Source organism: Leucobacter sp. HNU (assembly GCF_047946755.1).
In the GTDB taxonomy this organism is placed as follows: Bacteria; Actinomycetota; Actinomycetes; order Actinomycetales; family Microbacteriaceae; genus Leucobacter.
This window is the reverse complement of the sequence record NZ_CP178837.1, coordinates 2,153,589-2,172,411: the sequence shown is the minus strand read 5'-3', so window position 1 is coordinate 2,172,411 and position 18,823 is coordinate 2,153,589. Positions and strand designations below refer to the sequence as shown.

Genomic DNA, 18,823 nt, shown 5'->3' with positions numbered 1-18,823 from the left:
CCGTCCGGCTCGGGGCGGGTCGCCGATCGCGACCCGCCCCGGCCCCGCGGGCCTGAGCCCGCGATCCGGAAACTTCCCGAAGACCACCACCCCCACCCGGAGGAGACACCTGTGGCACAAGACGTGCTCACGGACCTGAGCAAGGTCCGCAACATCGGCATCATGGCGCACATCGATGCCGGCAAGACCACCACCACCGAGCGCATCCTGTTCTACACGGGTGTCAACCACAAGCTGGGCGAGACCCACGACGGCGCTTCGACGACCGACTGGATGGAGCAGGAGAAGGAGCGCGGCATCACGATCACGTCCGCCGCCGTGACCTGCTTCTGGAACAAGAACCAGATCAACATCATCGACACCCCGGGTCACGTGGACTTCACCGTCGAGGTGGAGCGTTCGCTCCGCGTCCTCGACGGCGCCGTCGCAGTCTTCGACGGCAAGGAGGGCGTCGAGCCCCAGTCCGAGACCGTGTGGCGTCAGGCCGACAAGTACGGCGTCCCCCGCATCTGCTTCGTCAACAAGATGGACAAGATGGGTGCCGACTTCTACTTCACGGTCGACACCATCGTCAGCCGCCTCGGTGCCAAGCCGCTCGTGATGCAGCTGCCCATCGGCGCTGAGAGCGACTTCATCGGCGTCGTCGACCTGCTCTCGATGAAGGCATTCGTCTGGGAGGGCGACGCCAAGGGCGACGTGACCCTGGGCGCGGCCTACGAGACCCAGGAGATCCCCGCCGACCTCCAGGCCAAGGCCGAGGAGTACCGCGCGAAGCTCGTGGAGACCGTCGCCGAGACCGACGACGCGCTGCTCGAGAAGTTCTTCGGCGGCGAGGAGATCTCGGTCGAGGAACTCAAGACCGGTATCCGCAAGCTCGTGGTGAACAACGAGATCTACCCCGTGTACTGCGGCTCGGCGTTCAAGAACCGCGGCATCCAGCCGATGCTCGACGCGGTCGTGGACTTCCTCCCGAACCCGCTCGACATCGGTTCGATCGAGGCGCACGACCCGCGCGACGAGTCGGTCGTCATCGAGCGCAAGCCCTCGGCCGACGAGCCCTTCTCGGCGCTCGCGTTCAAGGTCGCCGTGCACCCCTTCTTCGGCCGCCTCACCTACGTGCGCGTCTACTCGGGTCAGCTCGACTCGGGTGCCCAGGTCATCAACTCGACCAAGGGCAAGAAGGAGCGCATCGGCAAGATCTTCCAGATGCACGCCAACAAGGAGATGCCGGTCGAGAACCTGACCGCCGGCAACATCTACGCCGTGATCGGTCTGAAGGACACCACCACCGGTGACACCCTCTCGGATCCGAACAACCAGGTCGTGCTCGAGTCGATGACCTTCCCCGAGCCCGTGATCGAGGTGGCCATCGAGCCGAAGACCAAGGGCGACCAGGAGAAGCTGTCGACCGCGATCCAGAAGCTCGCCGAAGAGGATCCGACCTTCCGCGTGAGCCTGAACGCCGAGACCGGCCAGACCGTCATCGCGGGCATGGGCGAGCTCCACCTCGACATCCTCGTGGACCGCATGAAGCGCGAGTTCAAGGTCGAGGCCAACGTGGGCAAGCCCCAGGTGGCCTACCGCGAGACCATCCGTCGCACGGTCGAGAAGTACGACTACACCCACAAGAAGCAGACCGGTGGTTCCGGTCAGTTCGCGAAGGTGCAGATCGCGCTGGCTCCGCTTATCGGCGAGGACGCGGGCGACAAGCTGTACGAGTTCGAGGACAAGGTGACCGGTGGTCGCGTGCCTCGCGAGTACATCCCGTCGGTCGACGCCGGTATCCAGGACGCGATGCAGTACGGCATCCTCGCCGGCTTCCCCGTCGTGGGCGTCAAGGCGACGCTGCTCGACGGCGCGTACCACGACGTCGACTCCTCGGAGATGGCGTTCAAGATCGCCGGTTCGATGGCCTTCAAGGAAGCCGCCCGCATGGCGCAGCCCGTGCTGCTCGAGCCGCTCATGGCGGTCGAGGTGCGTACTCCCGAGGAGTACATGGGTGACGTGATCGGCGACCTGAACTCGCGTCGCGGTCAGATCCAGTCCATGGAGGATGCATCGGGCGTCAAGGTCATCCGCGCGCTCGTCCCGCTCTCCGAGATGTTCGGGTACATCGGCGACCTGCGGTCGAAGACCAGTGGTCGTGCGGTGTTCTCGATGACCTTCGACTCCTACGCTGAGGTGCCGAAGGCCGTGGCCGATGAGATCGTTCAGAAGGCTAAGGGCGAGTAAAGCCCACTTGGCGGTGGGGTGCTGAGCCCCACCGCCTGAACGCTCGGGTCGATCTTCGCGGCGCGAGCTTGTAACATAGGTACACACCCCGTACTCGTGACCTCCGAAACCTTCGGAGGGAAGCGGTACTCAACGTCCTGAGGAGGACCATAGTGGCGAAGGCCAAGTTCGAGCGGACCAAGCCGCACGTGAACATCGGAACCATCGGTCACGTCGATCACGGTAAGACCACCCTTACCGCGGCGATCTCGAAGACCCTTGCTGACAAGTTCCCGTCTGACGTGAACGTCCAGCGCGACTTCGACACGATCGACTCGGCTCCCGAGGAGCGCCAGCGCGGCATCACCATCAACATCTCGCACGTCGAGTACGAGACCGAGAAGCGCCACTACGCGCACGTTGATGCACCGGGTCACGCCGACTACATCAAGAACATGATCACCGGTGCCGCTCAGATGGACGGCGCGATCCTCGTGGTCGCGGCGACCGACGGCATGATGGCTCAGACCAAGGAGCACATCCTCCTCGCCAAGCAGGTCGGCGTTCCCTACCTGCTCGTCGCGCTGAACAAGAGCGACATGGTCGACGACGAGGAGATCCTCGAGCTCGTCGAGATGGAGGTCCGCGAGGAGCTCTCCAAGAACGGCTTCGACGGCGACAACGCTCCCGTCGTGCGCGTCTCGGGCTACGAGGCGCTGCAGGGCAACGAGAAGTGGGTCAACTCGATCCTCGAGCTCATGGCTGCCGTCGACGAGAGCATCCCCGATCCGGTGCGTGACAAGGACAAGCCGTTCCTCATGCCCGTCGAGGACGTCTTCACCATCACCGGTCGTGGAACCGTCGTCACCGGCCGCGCCGAGCGCGGTACCCTCGCCATCAACAGCGAGGTCGAGATCGTGGGTCTGCGTCCGACGCAGAAGACCACCGTCACCGGTATCGAGATGTTCCACAAGCAGCTCGACGAGGCATGGGCCGGCGAGAACTGTGGCCTGCTGCTCCGCGGCACCAAGCGCGAGGATGTCGAGCGCGGCCAGGTCGTCGTGAAGCCGGGTTCGATCACCCCGCACACCAAGTTCGAGGGCACCGCCTACATCCTGAAGAAGGAAGAGGGCGGCCGTCACAACCCGTTCGAGACGAACTACCGTCCGCAGTTCTACTTCCGTACGACTGACGTGACCGGTGTCATCACCCTGCCCGAGGACAAGCCGATGGTTATGCCCGGCGACACCACCGACATGTCGGTCGAGCTGATCCAGCCGATCGCCATGGAGGAGGGCCTCGGCTTCGCGATCCGTGAGGGTGGCCGCACCGTCGGCGCCGGCACGGTGACCAAGGTCGTCGAGTAAGCATTACTCGATCCTGCAGCGGGGCCGCACCTTCGGGTGCGGCCCCGCTGTCGTTTTCCCGAAGCTCGCGCGTTGACGCCACATAGGGTGCAAACGCATGACGCATTTGCGCGCGGGCGCAGAATATTCTCGCGTGTACGCCCTGGTTCTCTGATTCCCGGGCGATCAGGCTGGGAGCATGTCTCCTCGAAAGGTCCTCGCTGCAGAGAAGATCGGCGCCCGGATCCGCGAGGCCCGGCACGAACTCGGACTGACCATCGAGGATCTGAGCGCGCTCGCCGAGATCGACGCTGCGACGCTGGGCAAGTTGGAGCGGGGCGCTCAGAGCCCCTCGGTCGAGACCGTCGTCCGCGTGGCGAGCGCGCTCGAGGTCGACGCGGGGGCGCTCCTGCAGGGGATCACGGCCGACGACTACGGGAAGCGGGAGCACCGGTTCACCGCCCGAGACTTCCTCGCCGAACGCGCGCGACGCGATCGCTGAGCGCTTAAGCCGGTTTCCGCCTCACGAACACGATGAACCCCCGCAGGGAAACCTGCGGGGGTTCATCGCGTGTACGGCGCGCTGGCGCCGCCAGCCGGCTCGGACTACTCGTTGCCGACCTGCTTGTCGACGTTCGAGCGCACGTCCTCGACCTGCTCCTCGAAGCGTCCGCCGGTGACCCTGTTGGCCAGGTCGGCGGCGCCGTCGAGCACCTTGTCGCTGATGCCCTCGGCCTGCTCGCTGTGCAGCGCCTCGCTGATCTTGTCGGCGTTGCCCTTGATGAATTCTCCGGCCTGCTTGCCGAGATCCTCGATACCCATGTCTCGTCCTCCGAACGATGTCCGCGCGGCGGTCCCTCCCGCGGCGCTGGATCCGGTGTGAGGCGGACACCTCACGCGCTCATTCTGTCCGAGGTATCGCCTGGAAACACCCCGAGTATTCTCAGGAGATCCGCAGGATAATGGACGGTTCGCCGGCGGCGCGCGGTGCGGAACCGGCGCCGAGCCGCCGCCCGGCGGGCGTTGCAACAGGCTCACCGGGACCTGGCCGCTATCCTCGTAGTGGACTCCGGGGCCTGCCCGGACTGCAGACCGTCCGATCCAGAAGGGGGCGAAGTGCCGCTCACTGCCACCCAACGCGTCGCGCACTTCCTGAAGCAGTACGGCCTGCTCTACCTCGGGGACTGCCTCGCCTGGGCGGTCGGCATCCTCGCCGCCCTCGTGCTCCGCTTCGACTTCGACCTGTCCCGGATCCACTGGGGCTCCACCCCTCTGCTGATCCTCTTCACCTGGGTGCTGCAGCTCATCGGAGGCTGGGTGTTCTGGCTCTACCGTTCGCGGTACGAGATCGGCGGGTTCGACGAGGTTCGGGCGATCGTGCTCGAGACCACCGCGGTCACCGTGATCGCCTGGCTGTTCGCCTACCTGATCGGCTACTCCAACGGAATCCCGCGCAGCACCATGATCATCGCGGCCCCCATCGCCTTCAGCGTCATGGGCGTGCTGCGCTACCTGAAACGGCTCGGTGCCGAACAGCGCGCGAAGCCCGGGCGCAGCGCCGAGCGGGTGCTGCTCTACGGTTCCGGGTACCTGGGCGCCCAGACCGCCAAGCGATTGCTCACCGACGCCGAATCGAGCCTGCTCCCCGTCGGATTCCTCGATGACGACGTCGAGAAGCGCAACCACGAGGTGCGCGGCGTGCGCGTGCTCGGCGGCTTCGCGGATCTCGCGCGCGCGGTCGAGGAGACCGGCGCGACCGCGATCATGGTCTGCATCGGGGACGCGGACGCGAGCCTGCTCCGGCGCATCGACGAGGCGGCGGACCGGCTCGGGATCCGGGTCATGGTGCTTCCCTCGCTCGAACAGCTGCTGCAGAACTCCTCCGCGATCTCTGACGTGCGCGATATCTCCATCGAGGACCTGATCGGTCGGCATCCGGTGCGTCTCGAGATGGCATCCATCGCCCAGTACCTGCAGGATCGCGTCGTCCTGGTCACCGGTGCGGGCGGTTCGATCGGCTCTGAGCTCTCGCGGCAGCTGGCGCGGTTCGCACCGCGCGAGCTGATCCTGCTCGACCGCGACGAGACCGCGCTGCAGGCCGCGCAGCTGTCGATCAGCGGGCACGGGCTGCTCGACACGCGCGACGTCGTGCTCGCCGATATCCGTGACGCAGAAGCGCTGCGCCAGATCTTCGCGGAGCGGAAGCCCGAGGTGGTGTTCCATGCGGCGGCGCTGAAGCACCTGCCGATGCTGGAGCAGTACCCGGAGGAGGCCTGGAAGACGAACGTGCTCGGCACGCTCAACGTGCTCCGCGCGGCGCAATCGGTTGGCGTGAGCACCTTCGTGAACATCTCCACCGATAAGGCAGCGAACCCCACGAGCGTGCTCGGGCATTCGAAGCGCGTCGCCGAGAAGCTCACCGCCTGGATGGCGCAGGAGACGGGGGAGCGGTACCTCTCGGTGCGCTTCGGCAACGTCATCGGCAGCCGCGGTTCCATGCTCCCGACCTTCGCTGCGCTCATCGAGTCCGGCGGCCCGGTCACGGTCACCCATCCCGAGGTGACCCGGTTCTTCATGACGATCCCCGAGGCCTGCCAGCTGGTCGTCCAGGCCGGCGGCATCGGCAGGCAGGGCGAGGTGCTGATCCTCGACATGGGCGAGCCGGTGAAGATCCTCGACGTCGCGCAGCGCATGATCGCCCAGTCGGGCAAGCCGATCGAGATCGTCTTCACGGGGCTGCGCCACGGCGAGAAGCTGCACGAGGAACTGGTCGCGCTGGGCGAGGGGGACGAACGGCCCTTCCACCCGAAGATCTCGCACGCCCACGTCGATGTGCTCGCGCCCGACCGCCTCGACCACGACGGATGGGTCGCCCGGCTCGATCTCACCGACGAAGCCGGGGAGCGGGTCCAGTGAGCCCGATCCTCCTCGCGTCGCTCGTCGCCGGCGCGACGCTGCTGCTCAGCCTGCTGCTGCCCTTCGTCGTCCGTCCGCTCCTGATCCGACTCGGGATCATGGACGTCCCGAACGAGCGGTCCTCGCACTCCCGGCCCGTCCTGCGCGGGCTCGGGCTGGCGGTGCTCATCGCCATGCTCGTCGGGGGTTGCTCGGAGTGTTCCTGCTCCGCGACGGTCGTTCCGCCGGCGACCGCTGGGACCTGCTGCTGGTCGTCGTGGTCGCTTCCCTCGCAGCGGGCCTCCTCGGACTGGGCGAGGATCTCCACGGAGTGAGCGTGCGTGCGCGCAGCATCTGGCTGATCCTGATCGCGCTGGCCGGGCCCGGCGCACTGCTGCTGCTCGCCTCCCGGCCGTTCCCCGATTCCGGGTACGCGTGGATCGCGGGCACGGCCGGTGCTCCGCTCCACCTGGAGTGGTGGAGCGGGATCCTGCTGCTGCTCTATGCGATGCTCTTCGTCTCCGGGTACATCAACGTCGCCAACTTCATGGACGGCCTGAACGGGATCAGCGGCCTGCACGGCGTCATCGCCGGGCTGGCCTTCGCCGCGGCCGGCTGGTTCACCGGGCTCGGCTGGCTGGTGCTCGCGGGCCTGGTACTGGCGGCGGGTTTCGCCGGCTTCCTGCCCTGGAATCTCACGAAGCCTGGAGCGTTCCTTGGAGATGTCGGCAGCTACCTGCTCGGCGGTGCGGTCGCGATCACGAGCTTCGCCGCCCTGCTCGCCGGCGTGCCCCTGCTCGCGACGATCGGGCCCATGGTGATCACCTTCGGGGACGTGGGGGTCACGCTCGTGAAGCGCGTGCGCGAGGGCAAGCGCTGGGACGAGCCGCACAAGGAGCACACCTACCAGCGGATCGAGCAGCGGGGATACTCGCACGTGCAGGCGTCCCTGCTCGCCGCGGGATGCACCCTGCTCACCTCGGTCCTCGGCCTCGCCTCGCTGTTCGTCGGGTTCGGGGGAGCGGTCGCGCTGTTCGCGGCCGGGTTGGTGGTGCTCCTCGTCTACCTGGCGCTCCCGCGCCTCCTTCCTGCGCGCGCATAGCCCGGGCCGATCGGGGGCTTCGAACGGGATCGCGAACCGCGACACGCCCGGGTTGCACGATGCATGAACCCCGTGCGAGAATAGACAGGTTCAGCATTCCCCGCCTGTGCGGGGATCACTGCCAGGCAGTGCATCACCACCGCGGTCCGCCGCGGGTCCGGTGAGGCCGCGGGGAGCGAACACCAGCCCGCATGTCGCACGTCGGCCAGACGAGAGTCCGGCCGTCTTCGCATGTGTGCGGGCTTTGACAGGTGAACAGAGACCCAGCATTCGTTCGTTCAGATCGGGGTGCCAGGGCGCTGGTACGCAAGACGTCCAATGCCGCGCAGTCGAGAGGCCGCGCGGTACGACGCAAGTAGAAAGTAGAGAGTCACATGGCGGGACAGAAGATCCGCATTCGACTGAAGTCGTATGACCACGAGGTCATCGACAGCTCCGCGCGCAAGATCGTCGACACGGTCACCCGTGCGGGCGCGACCGTTATCGGCCCCGTGCCGCTCCCGACGGAGAAGAACGTGATCGCAGTGATCCGTTCGCCGCACAAGTACAAGGACAGCCGCGAGCACTTCGAGAAGCGCACGCACAAGCGCCTGATCGACATCGTCGATCCCACTCCCAAGGCCGTCGATTCGCTCATGCGTCTCGACCTTCCGGCCGATGTCAACATCGAGATCAAGCTCTAAGGGGGATCTGAGAATGTCGCATCTGAATCGCAACGTCAAGGGTCTCCTGGGCACCAAGCTCGGCATGACACAGGTCTGGGACGAGAACGGCAAGGTCGTTCCCGTCACCGTGATCGAGGTGGCCCCCAACGTGGTCACCCAGATCCGCACCGCTGAGGTCGACGGCTACAGCGCCGTGCAGATCGCCGCAGGGCAGATCGATCCCCGCAAGGTGAACCAGCCCACCGCTGGCCACTTCGCGAAGGCCGGCGTCACCCCGCGCCGTCACCTCACCGAGGTGCGCACCGCGGACGCAGCCGAGTACTCGCTCGGCCAGGAGCTCACCATCGATGGCACCTTCGAGGCCGGTCAGAAGATCGACGTCGTCGGCACCTCGAAGGGCAAGGGCTTCGCCGGCGTCATGAAGCGCCACAACTTCAAGGGCGTTTCGGCTTCGCACGGCGCGCACCGCAACCACCGCAAGCCGGGTTCGATCGGCGGCGCCGCGACTCCCGGTCGCGTGTTCAAGGGCCAGCGCATGGCCGGCCGCATGGGTGGCGAGCGCGTCACCGTGCAGAACCTCACCGTGCACGCGGTCGACGCCGAGAAGGGTCTCATCCTGATCAAGGGTGCCGTTCCCGGTGCGCGCGGCCGTCTCGTATTCGTTCGCAACGCTGTGAAGGGGGCGTAGTTCATGGCTACCGCAACCAAGCTCCAGGTGCTCGACGCGAAGGGCAAGAAGGCCGGCGAGGTCTCGCTGCCCGAGTCGCTCTTCGGCGCCGAGACCAACGTCCCGCTGATCCACCAGGTCGTCACCGCGCAGCTCGCTGCTCGACGCCAGGGTACGCACAAGACCAAGAACCGCGGCGAGGTCTCCGGTTCGGGCGTCAAGCCGTTCAAGCAGAAGGGCACCGGCCGCGCTCGTCAGGGTTCGGTCCGCGCTCCTGAGCACCGCGGCGGCGGCGTCGTGCACGGCCCCGTGCCGCGCGACTACTCGCAGCGCACCCCCAAGAAGATGATCGCGGCGGCACTCCGCGGCCTGCTCTCGGACCGCGCTCGCGCGAACCGCCTGCACGTCGTCGACTCGTTCGGGATCGCAGACAAGCCCAGCACCAAGGTCGCTCGCGAGTTCCTCGCGAACGTCGCCCCCGGCAAGCGCGTTCTCGTGGTCATCGGCCGCGACGACGAGCTCACCGTGCTGAGCGTCCGCAACCTGCCCGGCGTGCACGTCATCGCGTGGGATCAGCTCAACGCCTACGACGTGGTCGTCAGCGACGATCTCGTCTTCACCAAGGCCGCCTACGACGCATTCGTCGACGGACGCGCCGCTGAGGAGGTCTCGAAGTGAGCCTGAACAAGAACGTGCACGACGTCATCATCCGACCGATCGTCTCGGAGAAGAGCTACGGGCTCATCGACGCCAACGGCCAGTACACCTTCGAGGTGCAGCCGACGGCCAACAAGACCGAGATCAAGCTCGCCATCGAGCAGGTCTTCGGGGTGAAGGTCGACAAGATCAACACGCTCAACCGCAAGGGCAAGACGCGCCGGACCAAGTTCGGCATGGGCAAGCGCAAGGACACCAAGCGCGCCATCGTCACCCTGAAGTCGGGATCCATCGACATCTTCACGGCTGCGCTGTAGCTCGGAAGCGAAGAGAGAAGACACACATGGCTATTCGTAAGTACAAGCCGACGACCCCCGGTCGTCGCGGTTCGAGCGTCGCCGATTTCGCTGAGATCACGCGTTCGACCCCCGAGAAGTCGCTGCTCCGTCCGCTGCCGAAGACCGGTGGCCGCAACAACCAGGGCCGCATCACCACCCGCCACATCGGTGGTGGCCACAAGCGCCAGTACCGCGTCATCGACTTCCGTCGCAATGACAAGGACGGCGTGAACGCGAAGGTCGCTCACATCGAGTACGACCCCAACCGTACGGCTCGCATCGCGCTCCTCCACTTCGAGGACGGCACCAAGCGCTACATCATCGCGCCGAACAAGCTGAAGCAGGGCGACATCGTCGAGTCCGGTCCCGCGGCCGACATCAAGCCCGGCAACAACCTGCCGCTGCGCAACATCCCGACCGGTACCGTGATCCACGCGATCGAGCTGAAGCCGGGCGGGGGCGCCAAGCTGGCGCGGTCCGCCGGCTCGTCCGTCCGCCTCGTGGCGAAGGACGGCCCCTACGCCCAGCTGCGTCTGCCCTCGGGCGAGATCCGCAACGTCGACGTGCGCTGCCGCGCAACCGTCGGCGAGGTGGGCAACGCCGAGCAGTCGAACATCAACTGGGGCAAGGCCGGCCGTATGCGCTGGAAGGGCGTCCGCCCGACCGTCCGCGGTGTCGTCATGAACCCGGTCGACCACCCGCACGGTGGTGGCGAGGGTCGCACCTCGGGTGGTCGTCACCCGGTCAGCCCCTGGGGTCAGAAGGAAGGCCGTACGCGCCGTCCCAACAAGGAAAGCGACAAGCTCATCGTTCGTCGCCGTCCCCGCGGTAAGCACTAGTCGGCAGGTAGGAGAGAGTAGAAGATGCCTCGTAGTCTCAAGAAGGGCCCCTTCGTCGACAACCACCTGCTCGGCAAGGTGGTTTCGCAGAACGAAGCCGGCACCAAGAACGTGATCAAGACCTGGTCGCGCCGCTCGATGATCATCCCGGCCATGCTGGGTCACACCATCGCAGTGCACGACGGTCGCAAGCACATCCCGGTGTTCGTCACCGAGACCATGGTCGGTCACAAGCTGGGCGAGTTCGCCCCGACCCGCACCTTCCGTGGTCACGTGAAGGACGACAAGAAGGGCCGTCGCCGCTAACGCGGTGACGTGAAGGAGGAAGAGAAATGGTGGAGTCGATCGCACGCGTGCGTCATATCCGCATCACCCCCCAGAAGGCCCGTCGTGTCGTTGACCTGATCCGCGGCAAGAACGCCCAGGAGGCCCTGGCCATCCTGAAGTTCGCCCCGCAGGCCGCATCGGAGCCGATTTTCAAGCTCGTCGCCTCGGCGATCGCGAACGCTCGCGTGAAGGCCGACAACGAGAACCTTCGTCTCAACGAGGACGAGCTGGTCATCGCTCGTGCATTCGTCGACGAGGGCGCCACGCTGAAGCGGTTCCGTCCGCGGGCCCAGGGCCGCGCGTTCCGCATCAACAAGCGCACCAGCCACATCACGGTCGTGCTTCAGACCGCCGATGAGCTCGTGACCGCGAAGAAGGGAGCCAAGTAAATGGGCCAGAAGATTCATCCCTACGGCTTCCGCCTCGGGATCACGACCGACCACGTCTCGCGTTGGTTCTCGGATTCGACCAAGCCGGGCCAGCGGTACGCGGACTACCTCGCAGAGGACATCCGCATCCGCAAGCACCTGACCGAGCAGCTGGACCGCGCCGGCGTGTCCCGCGTCGAGATCGAGCGCACCCGCGACCGCGTCCGCGTGGACATCCACTCGGCTCGCCCGGGCATCGTCATCGGACGCCGCGGCGCCGAGGCGGAGCGCATCCGTGCCGAGCTCGAGAAGCTCACCGGCAAGCAGATCCAGCTGAACATCCTCGAGGTCAAGAACCCCGAGGCCGACGCTCAGCTCGTCGCGCAGGGCATCGCCGAGCAGCTCGCTGCTCGCGTGGCGTTCCGCCGCGCGATGCGCAAGGGCCTGCAGGGCGCTCAGCGCGCCGGCGCCAAGGGCATCCGCATCCAGGTCTCCGGCCGTCTCGGCGGCGCCGAGATGAGCCGTTCGGAGTTCTACCGCGAGGGTCGCGTGCCGCTGCACACCCTTCGCGCGAACATCGACTACGGCTTCTACGAGGCGAAGACCACCTTCGGCCGCATCGGCGTGAAGGTCTGGATCTACAAGGGTGACCTCACGAACAAGGAACTCGCTCGCGAGCAGGCGGCCCAGAAGCCGTCGCGCGACCGTCGCGATGACCGCCGTCGCGCGCCCCGTGGCGCGCAGACCGAGGCTGCGCCCGTCGCAGCAGGAGCGGAGAAGTAAGCATGCTGATTCCCCGTCGAGTCAAGTACCGCAAGCAGCACCACCCGGGGCGCAGCGGTCGTTCGAAGGGCGGCAACACGGTCGCGTTCGGTGAGTTCGGCATCCAGGCCCTCACCCCCGCGTACGTGACGAACCGCCAGATCGAGTCGGCCCGTATCGCCATGACCCGCCACATCAAGCGTGGCGGCAAGGTGTGGATCAACATCTACCCGGATCGTCCCCTGACGAAGAAGCCCGCGGAAACCCGCATGGGTTCCGGTAAGGGCTCGCCCGAGTGGTGGGTCGCAAACGTCAAGCCCGGCCGCGTCCTCTTCGAGGTCGCTGGTGTTGATGAGCAGCTCGCTCGTGAGGCGCTCACCCGCGCCATCCACAAGCTGCCGCTCAAGGCTCGGATTATCAAGCGCGAGGAGGGCGACGCGTAATGGCGATCGGAAGCAAGGAACTGGTCATCAGCGAGCTCGACACCTTCGAGGACGAGCGTCTGGCTGAGGAGCTCAAGAAGGCCAAGGCGGAGCTGTTCAACCTGCGGTTCCAGTCGGCCACCGGCCAGCTCGAGAGCCACGGGCGCGTGCGTCAGGTGAAGCGCGACATCGCGCGCATCTACACCGTGCTCCGCGAGCGCGAGCTGGGGATCCGGGCCACGCCCGCTCCCGCGGCTCCCGCGAAGGCGAAGAAGAGCAGCAAGAAGACCGAGCAGGCGGACGCCGCCGCTGAGACGAAGGAGGCCTAATAATGGCTGAGGTCGAGAAGGAACAGCGCGGCTACCGTAAGGCCCGCCGCGGCTACGTCGTCAGCGACAAGATGGATAAGACCATCGTCGTCGAGGTCGAGGATCGCGTGAAGCACCCGCTCTACGGCAAGGTCCTGCGCCGTTCGTCGAAGGTCAAGGCCCACGACGAGCAGAACACCGCAGGCATCGGCGATCTCGTGCTCATCCACGAGACCCGTCCGCTGAGCGCCTCGAAGCGCTGGCGCCTCGTCGAGATCCTCGAGAAGGCGAAGTAAGCCCTCGGGCTTACTGAGTAAGGAGTAAGAAGTGATTCAGCAGGAATCCAGGCTCAAGGTCGCCGATAACACCGGTGCCAAGGAGCTGCTCACCATCCGCGTGCTCGCTGGTTCGAGCCGCCGCTACGCCGGCCTCGGGGACACCATCGTCGCGACCGTCAAGGACGCGATCCCGGGCGGCAACGTGAAGAAGGGCGACGTCGTCAAGGCTGTTGTCGTTCGTGCGAAGAAGGCGACCCGTCGTGCAGACGGCTCGTACATCAAGTTCGACGAGAACGCCGCCGTCATCCTCAAGGCCGACGGGGAGCCCCGCGGCACCCGTATCTTCGGACCCGTCGGTCGCGAGCTTCGCGACAAGCGGTTCATGAAGATCGTCTCGCTCGCACCGGAGGTGATCTAGTCCATGGCTAGCAAGATCAAGAAGGGTGACCTCGTGGAGGTCATCTCGGGCCCGTCGCAGGAGCGCGGTGGCTACAAGGGCAAGCAGGGCCACGTCATCGCGGTCCTGACCGAGACCGACCGTGTGGTCGTCGAGGGCGTCAACTACGTCACCAAGCACGTGAAGCAGGGCCAGTCGGCCCGCGGCACCAACGAGGGAGGGATCGAGACCGTCGAGGCCCCGATCCACATCTCGAACGTCGCGATCGTCGATCCCGAGACCAAGAAGCCGACCCGTGTCGGTTTCCGCACCGAAGAGGTGGAGAAGGGCGGCAAGAAGAAGACCGTCCGCGTCCGCTTCGCCAAGAAGTCTGGGAAGGACCTCTGATGTCTGAGACGGCAACGAAGATCCAGCCGCGCCTCAAGCAGAAGTACCGTGCCGAGATCGTTCCTGCGCTCCGCGAGGAGTTCAAGTTCGAGAACGTCATGCAGGTTCCCGGCCTGGTCAAGGTCGTCGTGAACACCGGTGTCGGCGAGGCAGCTCGCGACAGCAAGGTGATCGAGGGCGCTATCGCGGACCTCGTCAAGATCACCGGCCAGAAGCCGAAGGTCACGACCGCCCGCAAGTCCATCGCGCAGTTCAAGCTGCGTGAGGGCCAGGCCATCGGCGCGCACGTCACCCTCCGCGGTGACCGCGCGTGGGAGTTCCTGGACCGTCTGGTCAACCTCGCGCTGCCGCGCATCCGCGATTTCCGCGGTCTGTCGCCCAAGCAGTTCGACGGGAACGGCAACTACACCTTCGGTCTGACCGAGCAGAGTGTGTTCCACGAGATCGATCAGGATAAGATCGATCGGGTGCGTGGTTTCGACATCACCGTCGTCACCACCGCGAAGACCGACGACGAGGGTCGTGCGCTGCTCAAGGCGCTCGGCTTCCCGTTCAAGGCCGAATAACAACTGAATAGTCCATGCGGCTGCGGCACCCCGGGTTTCCGGGGTGCCCGCAGCCGTGTCACCCAGGTCGCCAGCCGTGTCCGGCTGCGCGATACCAGGCGAGAAAGAAGAGTCACTCATGACGATGACTGATCCGGTCGCAGATATGCTGACCCGTCTGCGCAACGCAAACTCTGCGCACCATGACGACGTGTCGCTCCCCGGCTCCAAGCTGAAGGAGCGGATCGCTGAGATCCTCAAGCGCGAGGGCTACATCGCGGATTGGAAGGTCGAGGACGCCCGCGTCGGCACCACCCTCACCCTGTCGCTGAAGTACGGCAGCAACCGCGAGCGCTCCATCGAGGGCATCAAGCGCGTCTCCAAGCCCGGCCTCCGGGTGTACGCGCGCTCCACCGAGATCCCGAGCGTGCTCGGCGGCCTCGGCATCGCGATCCTGTCCACCTCCTCGGGGCTCCTCACGGACCGCGAGGCCGAGCAGAAGGGCGTGGGCGGAGAAGTTCTCGCCTACGTGTGGTAATTCGACATGTCACGTATTGGAAAGCTTCCCATTGCCGTTCCCGGCAGTGTCAACGTTTCGATCGATGGCCAGACGGTCACGGTCAAGGGCCCGAAGGGCGAGCTGACGCTCGTCGTCGCCGAGCCCATCCGCGTTGCGCTGGAGGACGGCCAGGTGCTGGTGACCCGGCCCGATGACGAGCGCGACTCGCGTGCGCTCCACGGGCTGACCCGCACCCTCATCAACAACGACATCATCGGTGTGACCGAGGGCTACTCCAAGCAGCTCGAGGTCGTCGGCACCGGTTACCGCGTGCAGCAGAAGGGCGCCGGCCTCGAGCTCGCGCTCGGCTTCTCGCACCCGGTCAACGTCGAGGCGCCCGAGGGCATCACGCTGTCCGTCGAGGGCAACACCAAGATCACCGTGAGCGGTATCTCGAAGCAGGCGGTCGGCGAGGCCGCCGCCAACATCCGCAAGCTGAAGAAGCCGGAGCCCTACAAGGGCAAGGGCATCCGCTACGCGGGCGAGAACGTCCGTCGCAAGGCAGGAAAGGCTGGTAAGTAACCATGGCCGCTAGTATTTCCCGCGCCAAGGGCCGTTCGGCTGCGCGCATCCGCCGCCACACCCGCCTGCGCAAGAAGATCGTCGGCACGGAGGCTCGTCCCCGTCTCGTCGTGACCCGCTCGTCGCGTCACGTGTTCGTCCAGGTCGTCGACGACTCGAAGGGCCACACCGTGGCCTCGGCGTCGACGATGGAGGCGGACCTCCGCTCGTTCGAGGGCGACAAGACCGCCAAGGCTCGCCGCGTGGGCGAGCTCGTCGCCGAGCGCGCGAAGAGCGCCGGTGTCGAGGCTGTCGTCTTCGACCGTGGCGGCAGCAAGTACGCAGGCCGTGTCGCAGCGATCGCTGACGGCGCCCGTGAGGCAGGTCTGACGCTGTGAGCAACGAAACGAAGGAGCAGGAAGTGTCCGCAGAGGCGCAGGCTGAGACTCAGACTGCTGAGGCCCCGGCCACCGATCACCGCAACGAGCCCCGCGAGCAGCGCCGGGGAGCCGCGACCGCGGCACCCGCGGTGAGCGCGGCGGCCGCGACCGCAACGAGAGCCAGTTCCTCGAGCGCGTCGTCACCATCAACCGCGTTTCGAAGGTCGTCAAGGGCGGCCGTCGCTTCAGCTTCACCGCGCTCGTCGTGGTGGGCGATGGCAACGGCACCGTCGGCGTCGGCTACGGCAAGGCGAAGGAGGTGCCCCTCGCCATCTCCAAGGGTGTCGAGGAGGCGAAGAAGAACTTCTTCCGCGTGCCCCGCGTCGGCAACACCATCCCGCACCCGGTGCAGGGCGAGGCCGCTGCCGGCGTCGTGCTGCTCCGCCCGGCTGCTGCCGGTACCGGTGTTATCGCTGGTGGCCCCGTCCGCGCCGTGCTCGAGTGCGCCGGCATCCACGACGTCCTGAGCAAGTCGCTCGGCTCGTCGAACACCCTGAACATCGTGCACGCGACCGTCGAGGCGCTGCAGCAGCTCGAGGAGCCCCGCTCCGTCGCAGCTCGCCGTGGTCTCGACTTCGACCGCGTCGCCCCGGCCCGCATCGTGCGCGCCGAGGCGAAGGCCGCGGCCGACGCTGCCGCCAAGGCGAAGGCAGGTGCGTAATGGCGAAGAGCCTGAAGATTACGCAGACGAAGTCCGTTATCAGCGAGAAGCAGAACCAGCGCGATACGCTGCGCAGCCTCGGTCTCCGCAAGATCGGCCAGTCGGTCGTTCGTGAGGACACCCAGGCCAACCGCGGCTACATCCGCGCGGTCGCTCACCTGGTCGAGGTTGAGGAGATCGACGCATGACCGAGAAGAACGAAGAGCGCGGCGACGTGCTCAAGGCGCACCACCTGCGCCCGGCAGCCGGTTCCAAGAAGGCCAAGACCCGCGTGGGTCGTGGTGAGGCGTCCAAGGGTAAGACCGCTGGTCGCGGCACCAAGGGCACCAAGGCCCGCTACCAGGTGAAGGCCGGCTTCGAGGGCGGGCAGATGCCGCTGCACATGCGCACCCCGAAGCTGCGCGGGTTCAAGAACCCGTTCCGCACCGAGTACCAGGTCGTCAACCTCGCGAAGCTCGCAGAGCTCTACCCGAAGGGTGGCGAGGTCACCGTCGAGGATCTCGTGGCCAAGGGCGCGGTTCGCAAGAACCAGCCGGTCAAGGTCCTGGGCGATGGCGACATCCAGGTGAAGCTCACCGTTTCGGTCGACAAGGTCTCCGGCTCCGCTGAGCAGAAGATCGTGGCCGCCGGCGGCGAGATCAAGTAAGTCCGTCGACCTTCGGGTCGGCACGACGCCCGGGGCGGGGGGACTTCGACGTAGTCGAAGCCTTCCGCCCCCGTTCGTATTTTCCCGACTTGCACGTCCCGTGTAGGCTGGAGTATCGGTTCTCGTCGTGACGGCGAAGCCCTCGACGACGCCCTCAGGAGGCAAGGTTTTGTTCAGCGCCATCGGCCGGATCTTCCGGACGCCCGATCTGCGGCGGAAGATCCTCTTCACGCTCGCCATCGTCGCCCTGTTCCGCGTCGGCTCCTTCGTGCCGGCACCCTTCGTGAGCTACAGCAACGTCCAGGCCTGCCTCGCGGCGAACCAGGGCACCTCGGGGCTCTACGAGATGATCAACATGTTCAGCGGCGGTGCGCTGCTGCAGCTGTCGATCTTCGCGCTGGGCATCATGCCGTACATTACGGCATCGATCATCACGCAGCTGCTGCGCGTCGTCATCCCGCACTTCGAGGCGCTGCACAAGGAGGGCCAGGCCGGTCAGGCCAAGCTCACCCAGTACACGCGCTACCTGACCATCGCCCTGGCGATCCTGCAGTCGACCACGCTGGTCACCGTCGCCCGCTCGGGTCTGCTGTTCGGCGCCTCGGCCAATCAGGCCTGCCAGAACCTGGTCTCGCAGGAGTGGTGGGCCGTGCTCATCATGATCCTGACTCTGACCGCGGGCACCGGCCTCATCATGTGGTTCGGCGAGCTCATTACCGAGCGCGGCATCGGCAACGGCATGTCGCTCCTCATCTTCACCTCCATCGCGGCGCAGTTCCCGAACTCGCTCTGGGCCATCAAGCAGGCCAAGGGCTGGGAGGTCTTCTTCCTCGTGCTCGGCGTCGGCCTCGTCGTGGTCGCCGCGGTCGTGTTCGTCGAGCAGTCCCAGCGGCGCATCCCGGTCCAGTACGCGAAGCGCGTGGTCGGACGCCGCACCTACGGCGGCTCGAGCACCTACATCCCCATCAAGGTGAACATGGCGGGCGTGATCCCGGTCATCTTCGCCTCGGCGATCCTGTACCTGCCGATGCTCATCGCGCAGTTCAACCAGCCGGGTATCGGCGAGGAGCCGAAGCCCTGGGTCGTCTGGATCTCCAACAACCTCGTGCAGGGCGATCAGCCGCTCTACATGCTGGTCTTCTTCCTCCTCGTGATCGGCTTCACGTTCTTCTACGTGCAGATCACCTTCAACCCGGAGGAGGTCGCGGACAACATGAAGAAGTACGGCGGCTTCATCCCCGGCATCCGCGCGGGCCGCCCCACCGCCGAGTACCTGAACTACGTGCTGAACCGCATCACCAGCGCGGGCTCGCTCTACATCGGCCTCATCGCGCTGATCCCGCTCATCGCGCTGTCGTTCTTCGGCGCGAACCAGAACTTCCCGTTCGGCGGATCCTCGATCCTCATCATCGTCGGCGTCGGGCTTGAGACCGTCAAGCAGATCGACGCGCAGCTGCAGCAGCGCCACTACGAAGGGCTCCTCAAGTGACCGAATCCCACCG

Annotated in this window: 27 protein-coding genes and 1 pseudogene; 27 read left to right on the top strand and 1 reads right to left on the bottom strand. The window is 66.2% G+C overall.

Features of this window, described 5'->3' with window-relative positions; translation table 11 throughout:
• Window positions 1–111 precede the first annotated feature (111 nt).
• From fusA to AB3K78_RS10735, 3 genes are all read left to right on the top strand, one after another.
• Complete coding sequence (gene fusA / locus AB3K78_RS10745) at window positions 112–2,232, top strand: elongation factor G (protein ID WP_416443086.1); 2,121 nt, start codon at window positions 112–114, stop codon at window positions 2,230–2,232.
• Between the two features lie 152 nt (window positions 2,233–2,384).
• On the top strand, window positions 2,385–3,578 hold the full coding sequence (gene tuf / locus AB3K78_RS10740; RefSeq protein ID WP_046456183.1) for an elongation factor Tu: 1,194 nt from the start codon (window positions 2,385–2,387) through the stop codon (window positions 3,576–3,578).
• A gap of 178 nt (window positions 3,579–3,756) precedes the next feature.
• Window positions 3,757–4,059 (top strand): helix-turn-helix domain-containing protein, encoded by a 303-nt coding sequence (locus AB3K78_RS10735; RefSeq protein ID WP_416443084.1) that lies wholly within the window; start codon window positions 3,757–3,759, stop codon window positions 4,057–4,059.
• 104 nt (window positions 4,060–4,163) lie between these two features.
• On the opposite strand, the gene AB3K78_RS10730 is transcribed toward AB3K78_RS10735, so the two are convergent.
• Complete coding sequence (locus AB3K78_RS10730; RefSeq protein WP_416443082.1) at window positions 4,164–4,379, bottom strand: Rv0909 family putative TA system antitoxin; 216 nt, start codon at window positions 4,377–4,379, stop codon at window positions 4,164–4,166.
• Between the two features lie 294 nt (window positions 4,380–4,673).
• Between AB3K78_RS10730 and AB3K78_RS10725 the strand changes: the two genes are divergently transcribed.
• From AB3K78_RS10725 to secY, 24 genes and pseudogenes are all read left to right on the top strand, one after another.
• The gene (locus AB3K78_RS10725) at window positions 4,674–6,473 is read left to right on the top strand and encodes a polysaccharide biosynthesis protein (protein ID WP_416443080.1); all 1,800 of its coding nucleotides are present in this window, start codon (window positions 4,674–4,676) and stop codon (window positions 6,471–6,473) included.
• Window positions 6,470–6,787, top strand: coding sequence for a hypothetical protein (locus AB3K78_RS10720; RefSeq protein ID WP_416443078.1), 318 nt, complete (start codon window positions 6,470–6,472; stop codon window positions 6,785–6,787). Before AB3K78_RS10725 ends, AB3K78_RS10720 begins: the two co-directional genes overlap by 4 nt.
• Window positions 6,670–7,554: a UDP-phosphate alpha-N-acetyl-D-fucosaminephosphotransferase gene (locus AB3K78_RS10715; protein ID WP_416443076.1), complete on the top strand. Its 885-nt coding sequence runs from the start codon at window positions 6,670–6,672 to the stop codon at window positions 7,552–7,554. Before AB3K78_RS10720 ends, AB3K78_RS10715 begins: the two co-directional genes overlap by 118 nt.
• A gap of 374 nt (window positions 7,555–7,928) precedes the next feature.
• Window positions 7,929–8,237, top strand: coding sequence for a 30S ribosomal protein S10 (gene rpsJ / locus AB3K78_RS10710; protein ID WP_010156393.1), 309 nt, complete (start codon window positions 7,929–7,931; stop codon window positions 8,235–8,237).
• A 13-nt stretch (window positions 8,238–8,250) separates the two neighbouring features.
• Entirely contained in the window at window positions 8,251–8,907 is a 657-nt protein-coding gene (gene rplC, locus AB3K78_RS10705) for a 50S ribosomal protein L3 (protein WP_416443073.1), read from the top strand.
• Between the two features lie 3 nt (window positions 8,908–8,910).
• Window positions 8,911–9,564 carry a 50S ribosomal protein L4 gene (gene rplD, locus AB3K78_RS10700; protein WP_416443071.1) on the top strand — a complete coding sequence of 218 codons (654 nt, stop codon included), beginning with the start codon at window positions 8,911–8,913 and terminating at the stop codon, window positions 9,562–9,564.
• On the top strand, window positions 9,561–9,860 hold the full coding sequence (gene rplW / locus AB3K78_RS10695; protein WP_046456188.1) for a 50S ribosomal protein L23: 300 nt from the start codon (window positions 9,561–9,563) through the stop codon (window positions 9,858–9,860). Before rplD ends, rplW begins: the two co-directional genes overlap by 4 nt.
• Before the next feature lie 26 nt (window positions 9,861–9,886).
• Entirely contained in the window at window positions 9,887–10,720 is an 834-nt protein-coding gene (gene rplB, locus AB3K78_RS10690; RefSeq protein WP_046456189.1) for a 50S ribosomal protein L2, read from the top strand.
• Between the two features lie 24 nt (window positions 10,721–10,744).
• Window positions 10,745–11,026 (top strand): 30S ribosomal protein S19, encoded by a 282-nt coding sequence (gene rpsS / locus AB3K78_RS10685; protein ID WP_046456190.1) that lies wholly within the window; start codon window positions 10,745–10,747, stop codon window positions 11,024–11,026.
• 26 nt (window positions 11,027–11,052) lie between these two features.
• Window positions 11,053–11,436, top strand: a complete 384-nt coding sequence (rplV, locus tag AB3K78_RS10680; protein ID WP_046456191.1) for a 50S ribosomal protein L22 — start codon at window positions 11,053–11,055, stop codon at window positions 11,434–11,436.
• Window positions 11,437–12,198, top strand: coding sequence for a 30S ribosomal protein S3 (gene rpsC / locus AB3K78_RS10675; protein ID WP_046456192.1), 762 nt, complete (start codon window positions 11,437–11,439; stop codon window positions 12,196–12,198).
• 2 nt (window positions 12,199–12,200) lie between these two features.
• Window positions 12,201–12,620 (top strand): 50S ribosomal protein L16, encoded by a 420-nt coding sequence (gene rplP / locus AB3K78_RS10670; RefSeq protein ID WP_046456193.1) that lies wholly within the window; start codon window positions 12,201–12,203, stop codon window positions 12,618–12,620.
• The gene (rpmC, locus tag AB3K78_RS10665) at window positions 12,620–12,928 is read left to right on the top strand and encodes a 50S ribosomal protein L29 (RefSeq protein ID WP_046456194.1); all 309 of its coding nucleotides are present in this window, start codon (window positions 12,620–12,622) and stop codon (window positions 12,926–12,928) included. The genes rplP and rpmC overlap by 1 nt, the downstream gene beginning before the upstream one ends.
• Window positions 12,929–12,930: 2 nt before the next feature.
• The gene (gene rpsQ / locus AB3K78_RS10660) at window positions 12,931–13,203 is read left to right on the top strand and encodes a 30S ribosomal protein S17 (RefSeq protein ID WP_046456195.1); all 273 of its coding nucleotides are present in this window, start codon (window positions 12,931–12,933) and stop codon (window positions 13,201–13,203) included.
• A gap of 31 nt (window positions 13,204–13,234) precedes the next feature.
• On the top strand, window positions 13,235–13,603 hold the full coding sequence (rplN, locus tag AB3K78_RS10655) for a 50S ribosomal protein L14 (protein WP_416443067.1): 369 nt from the start codon (window positions 13,235–13,237) through the stop codon (window positions 13,601–13,603).
• 3 nt (window positions 13,604–13,606) lie between these two features.
• Window positions 13,607–13,969, top strand: a complete 363-nt coding sequence (gene rplX / locus AB3K78_RS10650; RefSeq protein ID WP_099723155.1) for a 50S ribosomal protein L24 — start codon at window positions 13,607–13,609, stop codon at window positions 13,967–13,969.
• A complete protein-coding gene (gene rplE / locus AB3K78_RS10645; RefSeq protein ID WP_416443065.1) occupies window positions 13,969–14,535 on the top strand; it encodes a 50S ribosomal protein L5 in 567 nt (188 codons plus the stop codon). The genes rplX and rplE overlap by 1 nt, the downstream gene beginning before the upstream one ends.
• Window positions 14,536–14,653: 118 nt before the next feature.
• Window positions 14,654–15,052: a 30S ribosomal protein S8 gene (rpsH, locus tag AB3K78_RS10640; protein ID WP_099723154.1), complete on the top strand. Its 399-nt coding sequence runs from the start codon at window positions 14,654–14,656 to the stop codon at window positions 15,050–15,052.
• Window positions 15,053–15,058: 6 nt separating this feature from the next.
• The gene (gene rplF, locus AB3K78_RS10635; RefSeq protein ID WP_416443063.1) at window positions 15,059–15,595 is read left to right on the top strand and encodes a 50S ribosomal protein L6; all 537 of its coding nucleotides are present in this window, start codon (window positions 15,059–15,061) and stop codon (window positions 15,593–15,595) included.
• A gap of 2 nt (window positions 15,596–15,597) precedes the next feature.
• Window positions 15,598–15,972, top strand: coding sequence for a 50S ribosomal protein L18 (rplR, locus tag AB3K78_RS10630; RefSeq protein ID WP_416443061.1), 375 nt, complete (start codon window positions 15,598–15,600; stop codon window positions 15,970–15,972).
• Window positions 15,969–16,675 (top strand): annotated as a pseudogene (gene rpsE, locus AB3K78_RS10625) (30S ribosomal protein S5). Before rplR ends, rpsE begins: the two are co-directional and overlap by 4 nt.
• Complete coding sequence (gene rpmD, locus AB3K78_RS10620) at window positions 16,675–16,863, top strand: 50S ribosomal protein L30 (protein WP_046456203.1); 189 nt, start codon at window positions 16,675–16,677, stop codon at window positions 16,861–16,863. The pseudogene rpsE and the gene rpmD overlap by 1 nt, the downstream one beginning before the upstream one ends.
• On the top strand, window positions 16,860–17,321 hold the full coding sequence (gene rplO, locus AB3K78_RS10615; RefSeq protein ID WP_416443059.1) for a 50S ribosomal protein L15: 462 nt from the start codon (window positions 16,860–16,862) through the stop codon (window positions 17,319–17,321). Before rpmD ends, rplO begins: the two co-directional genes overlap by 4 nt.
• Before the next feature lie 169 nt (window positions 17,322–17,490).
• A complete protein-coding gene (secY, locus tag AB3K78_RS10610; RefSeq protein ID WP_046456205.1) occupies window positions 17,491–18,810 on the top strand; it encodes a preprotein translocase subunit SecY in 1,320 nt (439 codons plus the stop codon).
• Window positions 18,811–18,823 lie beyond the last annotated feature (13 nt).

Excerpts from the sequence above, each read along its gene's own strand:
- AB3K78_RS10730 (WP_416443082.1), bottom strand. The coding sequence starts at position 4,379 with ATGGGTATCGAGGATCTCGGCAAGCAGGCCGGAGAATTCATCAAGGGC.
- rplC (WP_416443073.1), top strand. The coding sequence starts at position 8,251 with ATGTCGCATCTGAATCGCAACGTCAAGGGTCTCCTGGGCACCAAGCTC.
- rplO (WP_416443059.1), top strand. The coding sequence starts at position 16,860 with ATGACCGAGAAGAACGAAGAGCGCGGCGACGTGCTCAAGGCGCACCAC.
- rplP (WP_046456193.1), top strand. The coding sequence starts at position 12,201 with ATGCTGATTCCCCGTCGAGTCAAGTACCGCAAGCAGCACCACCCGGGG.
- AB3K78_RS10735 (WP_416443084.1), top strand. The coding sequence starts at position 3,757 with ATGTCTCCTCGAAAGGTCCTCGCTGCAGAGAAGATCGGCGCCCGGATC.
- rplV (WP_046456191.1), top strand. The coding sequence starts at position 11,053 with ATGGTGGAGTCGATCGCACGCGTGCGTCATATCCGCATCACCCCCCAG.
- rplX (WP_099723155.1), top strand. The coding sequence starts at position 13,607 with ATGGCTAGCAAGATCAAGAAGGGTGACCTCGTGGAGGTCATCTCGGGC.
- rpsC (WP_046456192.1), top strand. The coding sequence starts at position 11,437 with ATGGGCCAGAAGATTCATCCCTACGGCTTCCGCCTCGGGATCACGACC.
- rpmD (WP_046456203.1), top strand. The coding sequence starts at position 16,675 with ATGGCGAAGAGCCTGAAGATTACGCAGACGAAGTCCGTTATCAGCGAG.
- rplE (WP_416443065.1), top strand. The coding sequence starts at position 13,969 with ATGTCTGAGACGGCAACGAAGATCCAGCCGCGCCTCAAGCAGAAGTAC.
- rpsH (WP_099723154.1), top strand. The coding sequence starts at position 14,654 with ATGACGATGACTGATCCGGTCGCAGATATGCTGACCCGTCTGCGCAAC.
- rpsJ (WP_010156393.1), top strand. The coding sequence starts at position 7,929 with ATGGCGGGACAGAAGATCCGCATTCGACTGAAGTCGTATGACCACGAG.
- rpmC (WP_046456194.1), top strand. The coding sequence starts at position 12,620 with ATGGCGATCGGAAGCAAGGAACTGGTCATCAGCGAGCTCGACACCTTC.
- rpsS (WP_046456190.1), top strand. The coding sequence starts at position 10,745 with ATGCCTCGTAGTCTCAAGAAGGGCCCCTTCGTCGACAACCACCTGCTC.
- rplD (WP_416443071.1), top strand. The coding sequence starts at position 8,911 with ATGGCTACCGCAACCAAGCTCCAGGTGCTCGACGCGAAGGGCAAGAAG.
- rplF (WP_416443063.1), top strand. The coding sequence starts at position 15,059 with ATGTCACGTATTGGAAAGCTTCCCATTGCCGTTCCCGGCAGTGTCAAC.
- rplB (WP_046456189.1), top strand. The coding sequence starts at position 9,887 with ATGGCTATTCGTAAGTACAAGCCGACGACCCCCGGTCGTCGCGGTTCG.
- rplR (WP_416443061.1), top strand. The coding sequence starts at position 15,598 with ATGGCCGCTAGTATTTCCCGCGCCAAGGGCCGTTCGGCTGCGCGCATC.
- rpsQ (WP_046456195.1), top strand. The coding sequence starts at position 12,931 with ATGGCTGAGGTCGAGAAGGAACAGCGCGGCTACCGTAAGGCCCGCCGC.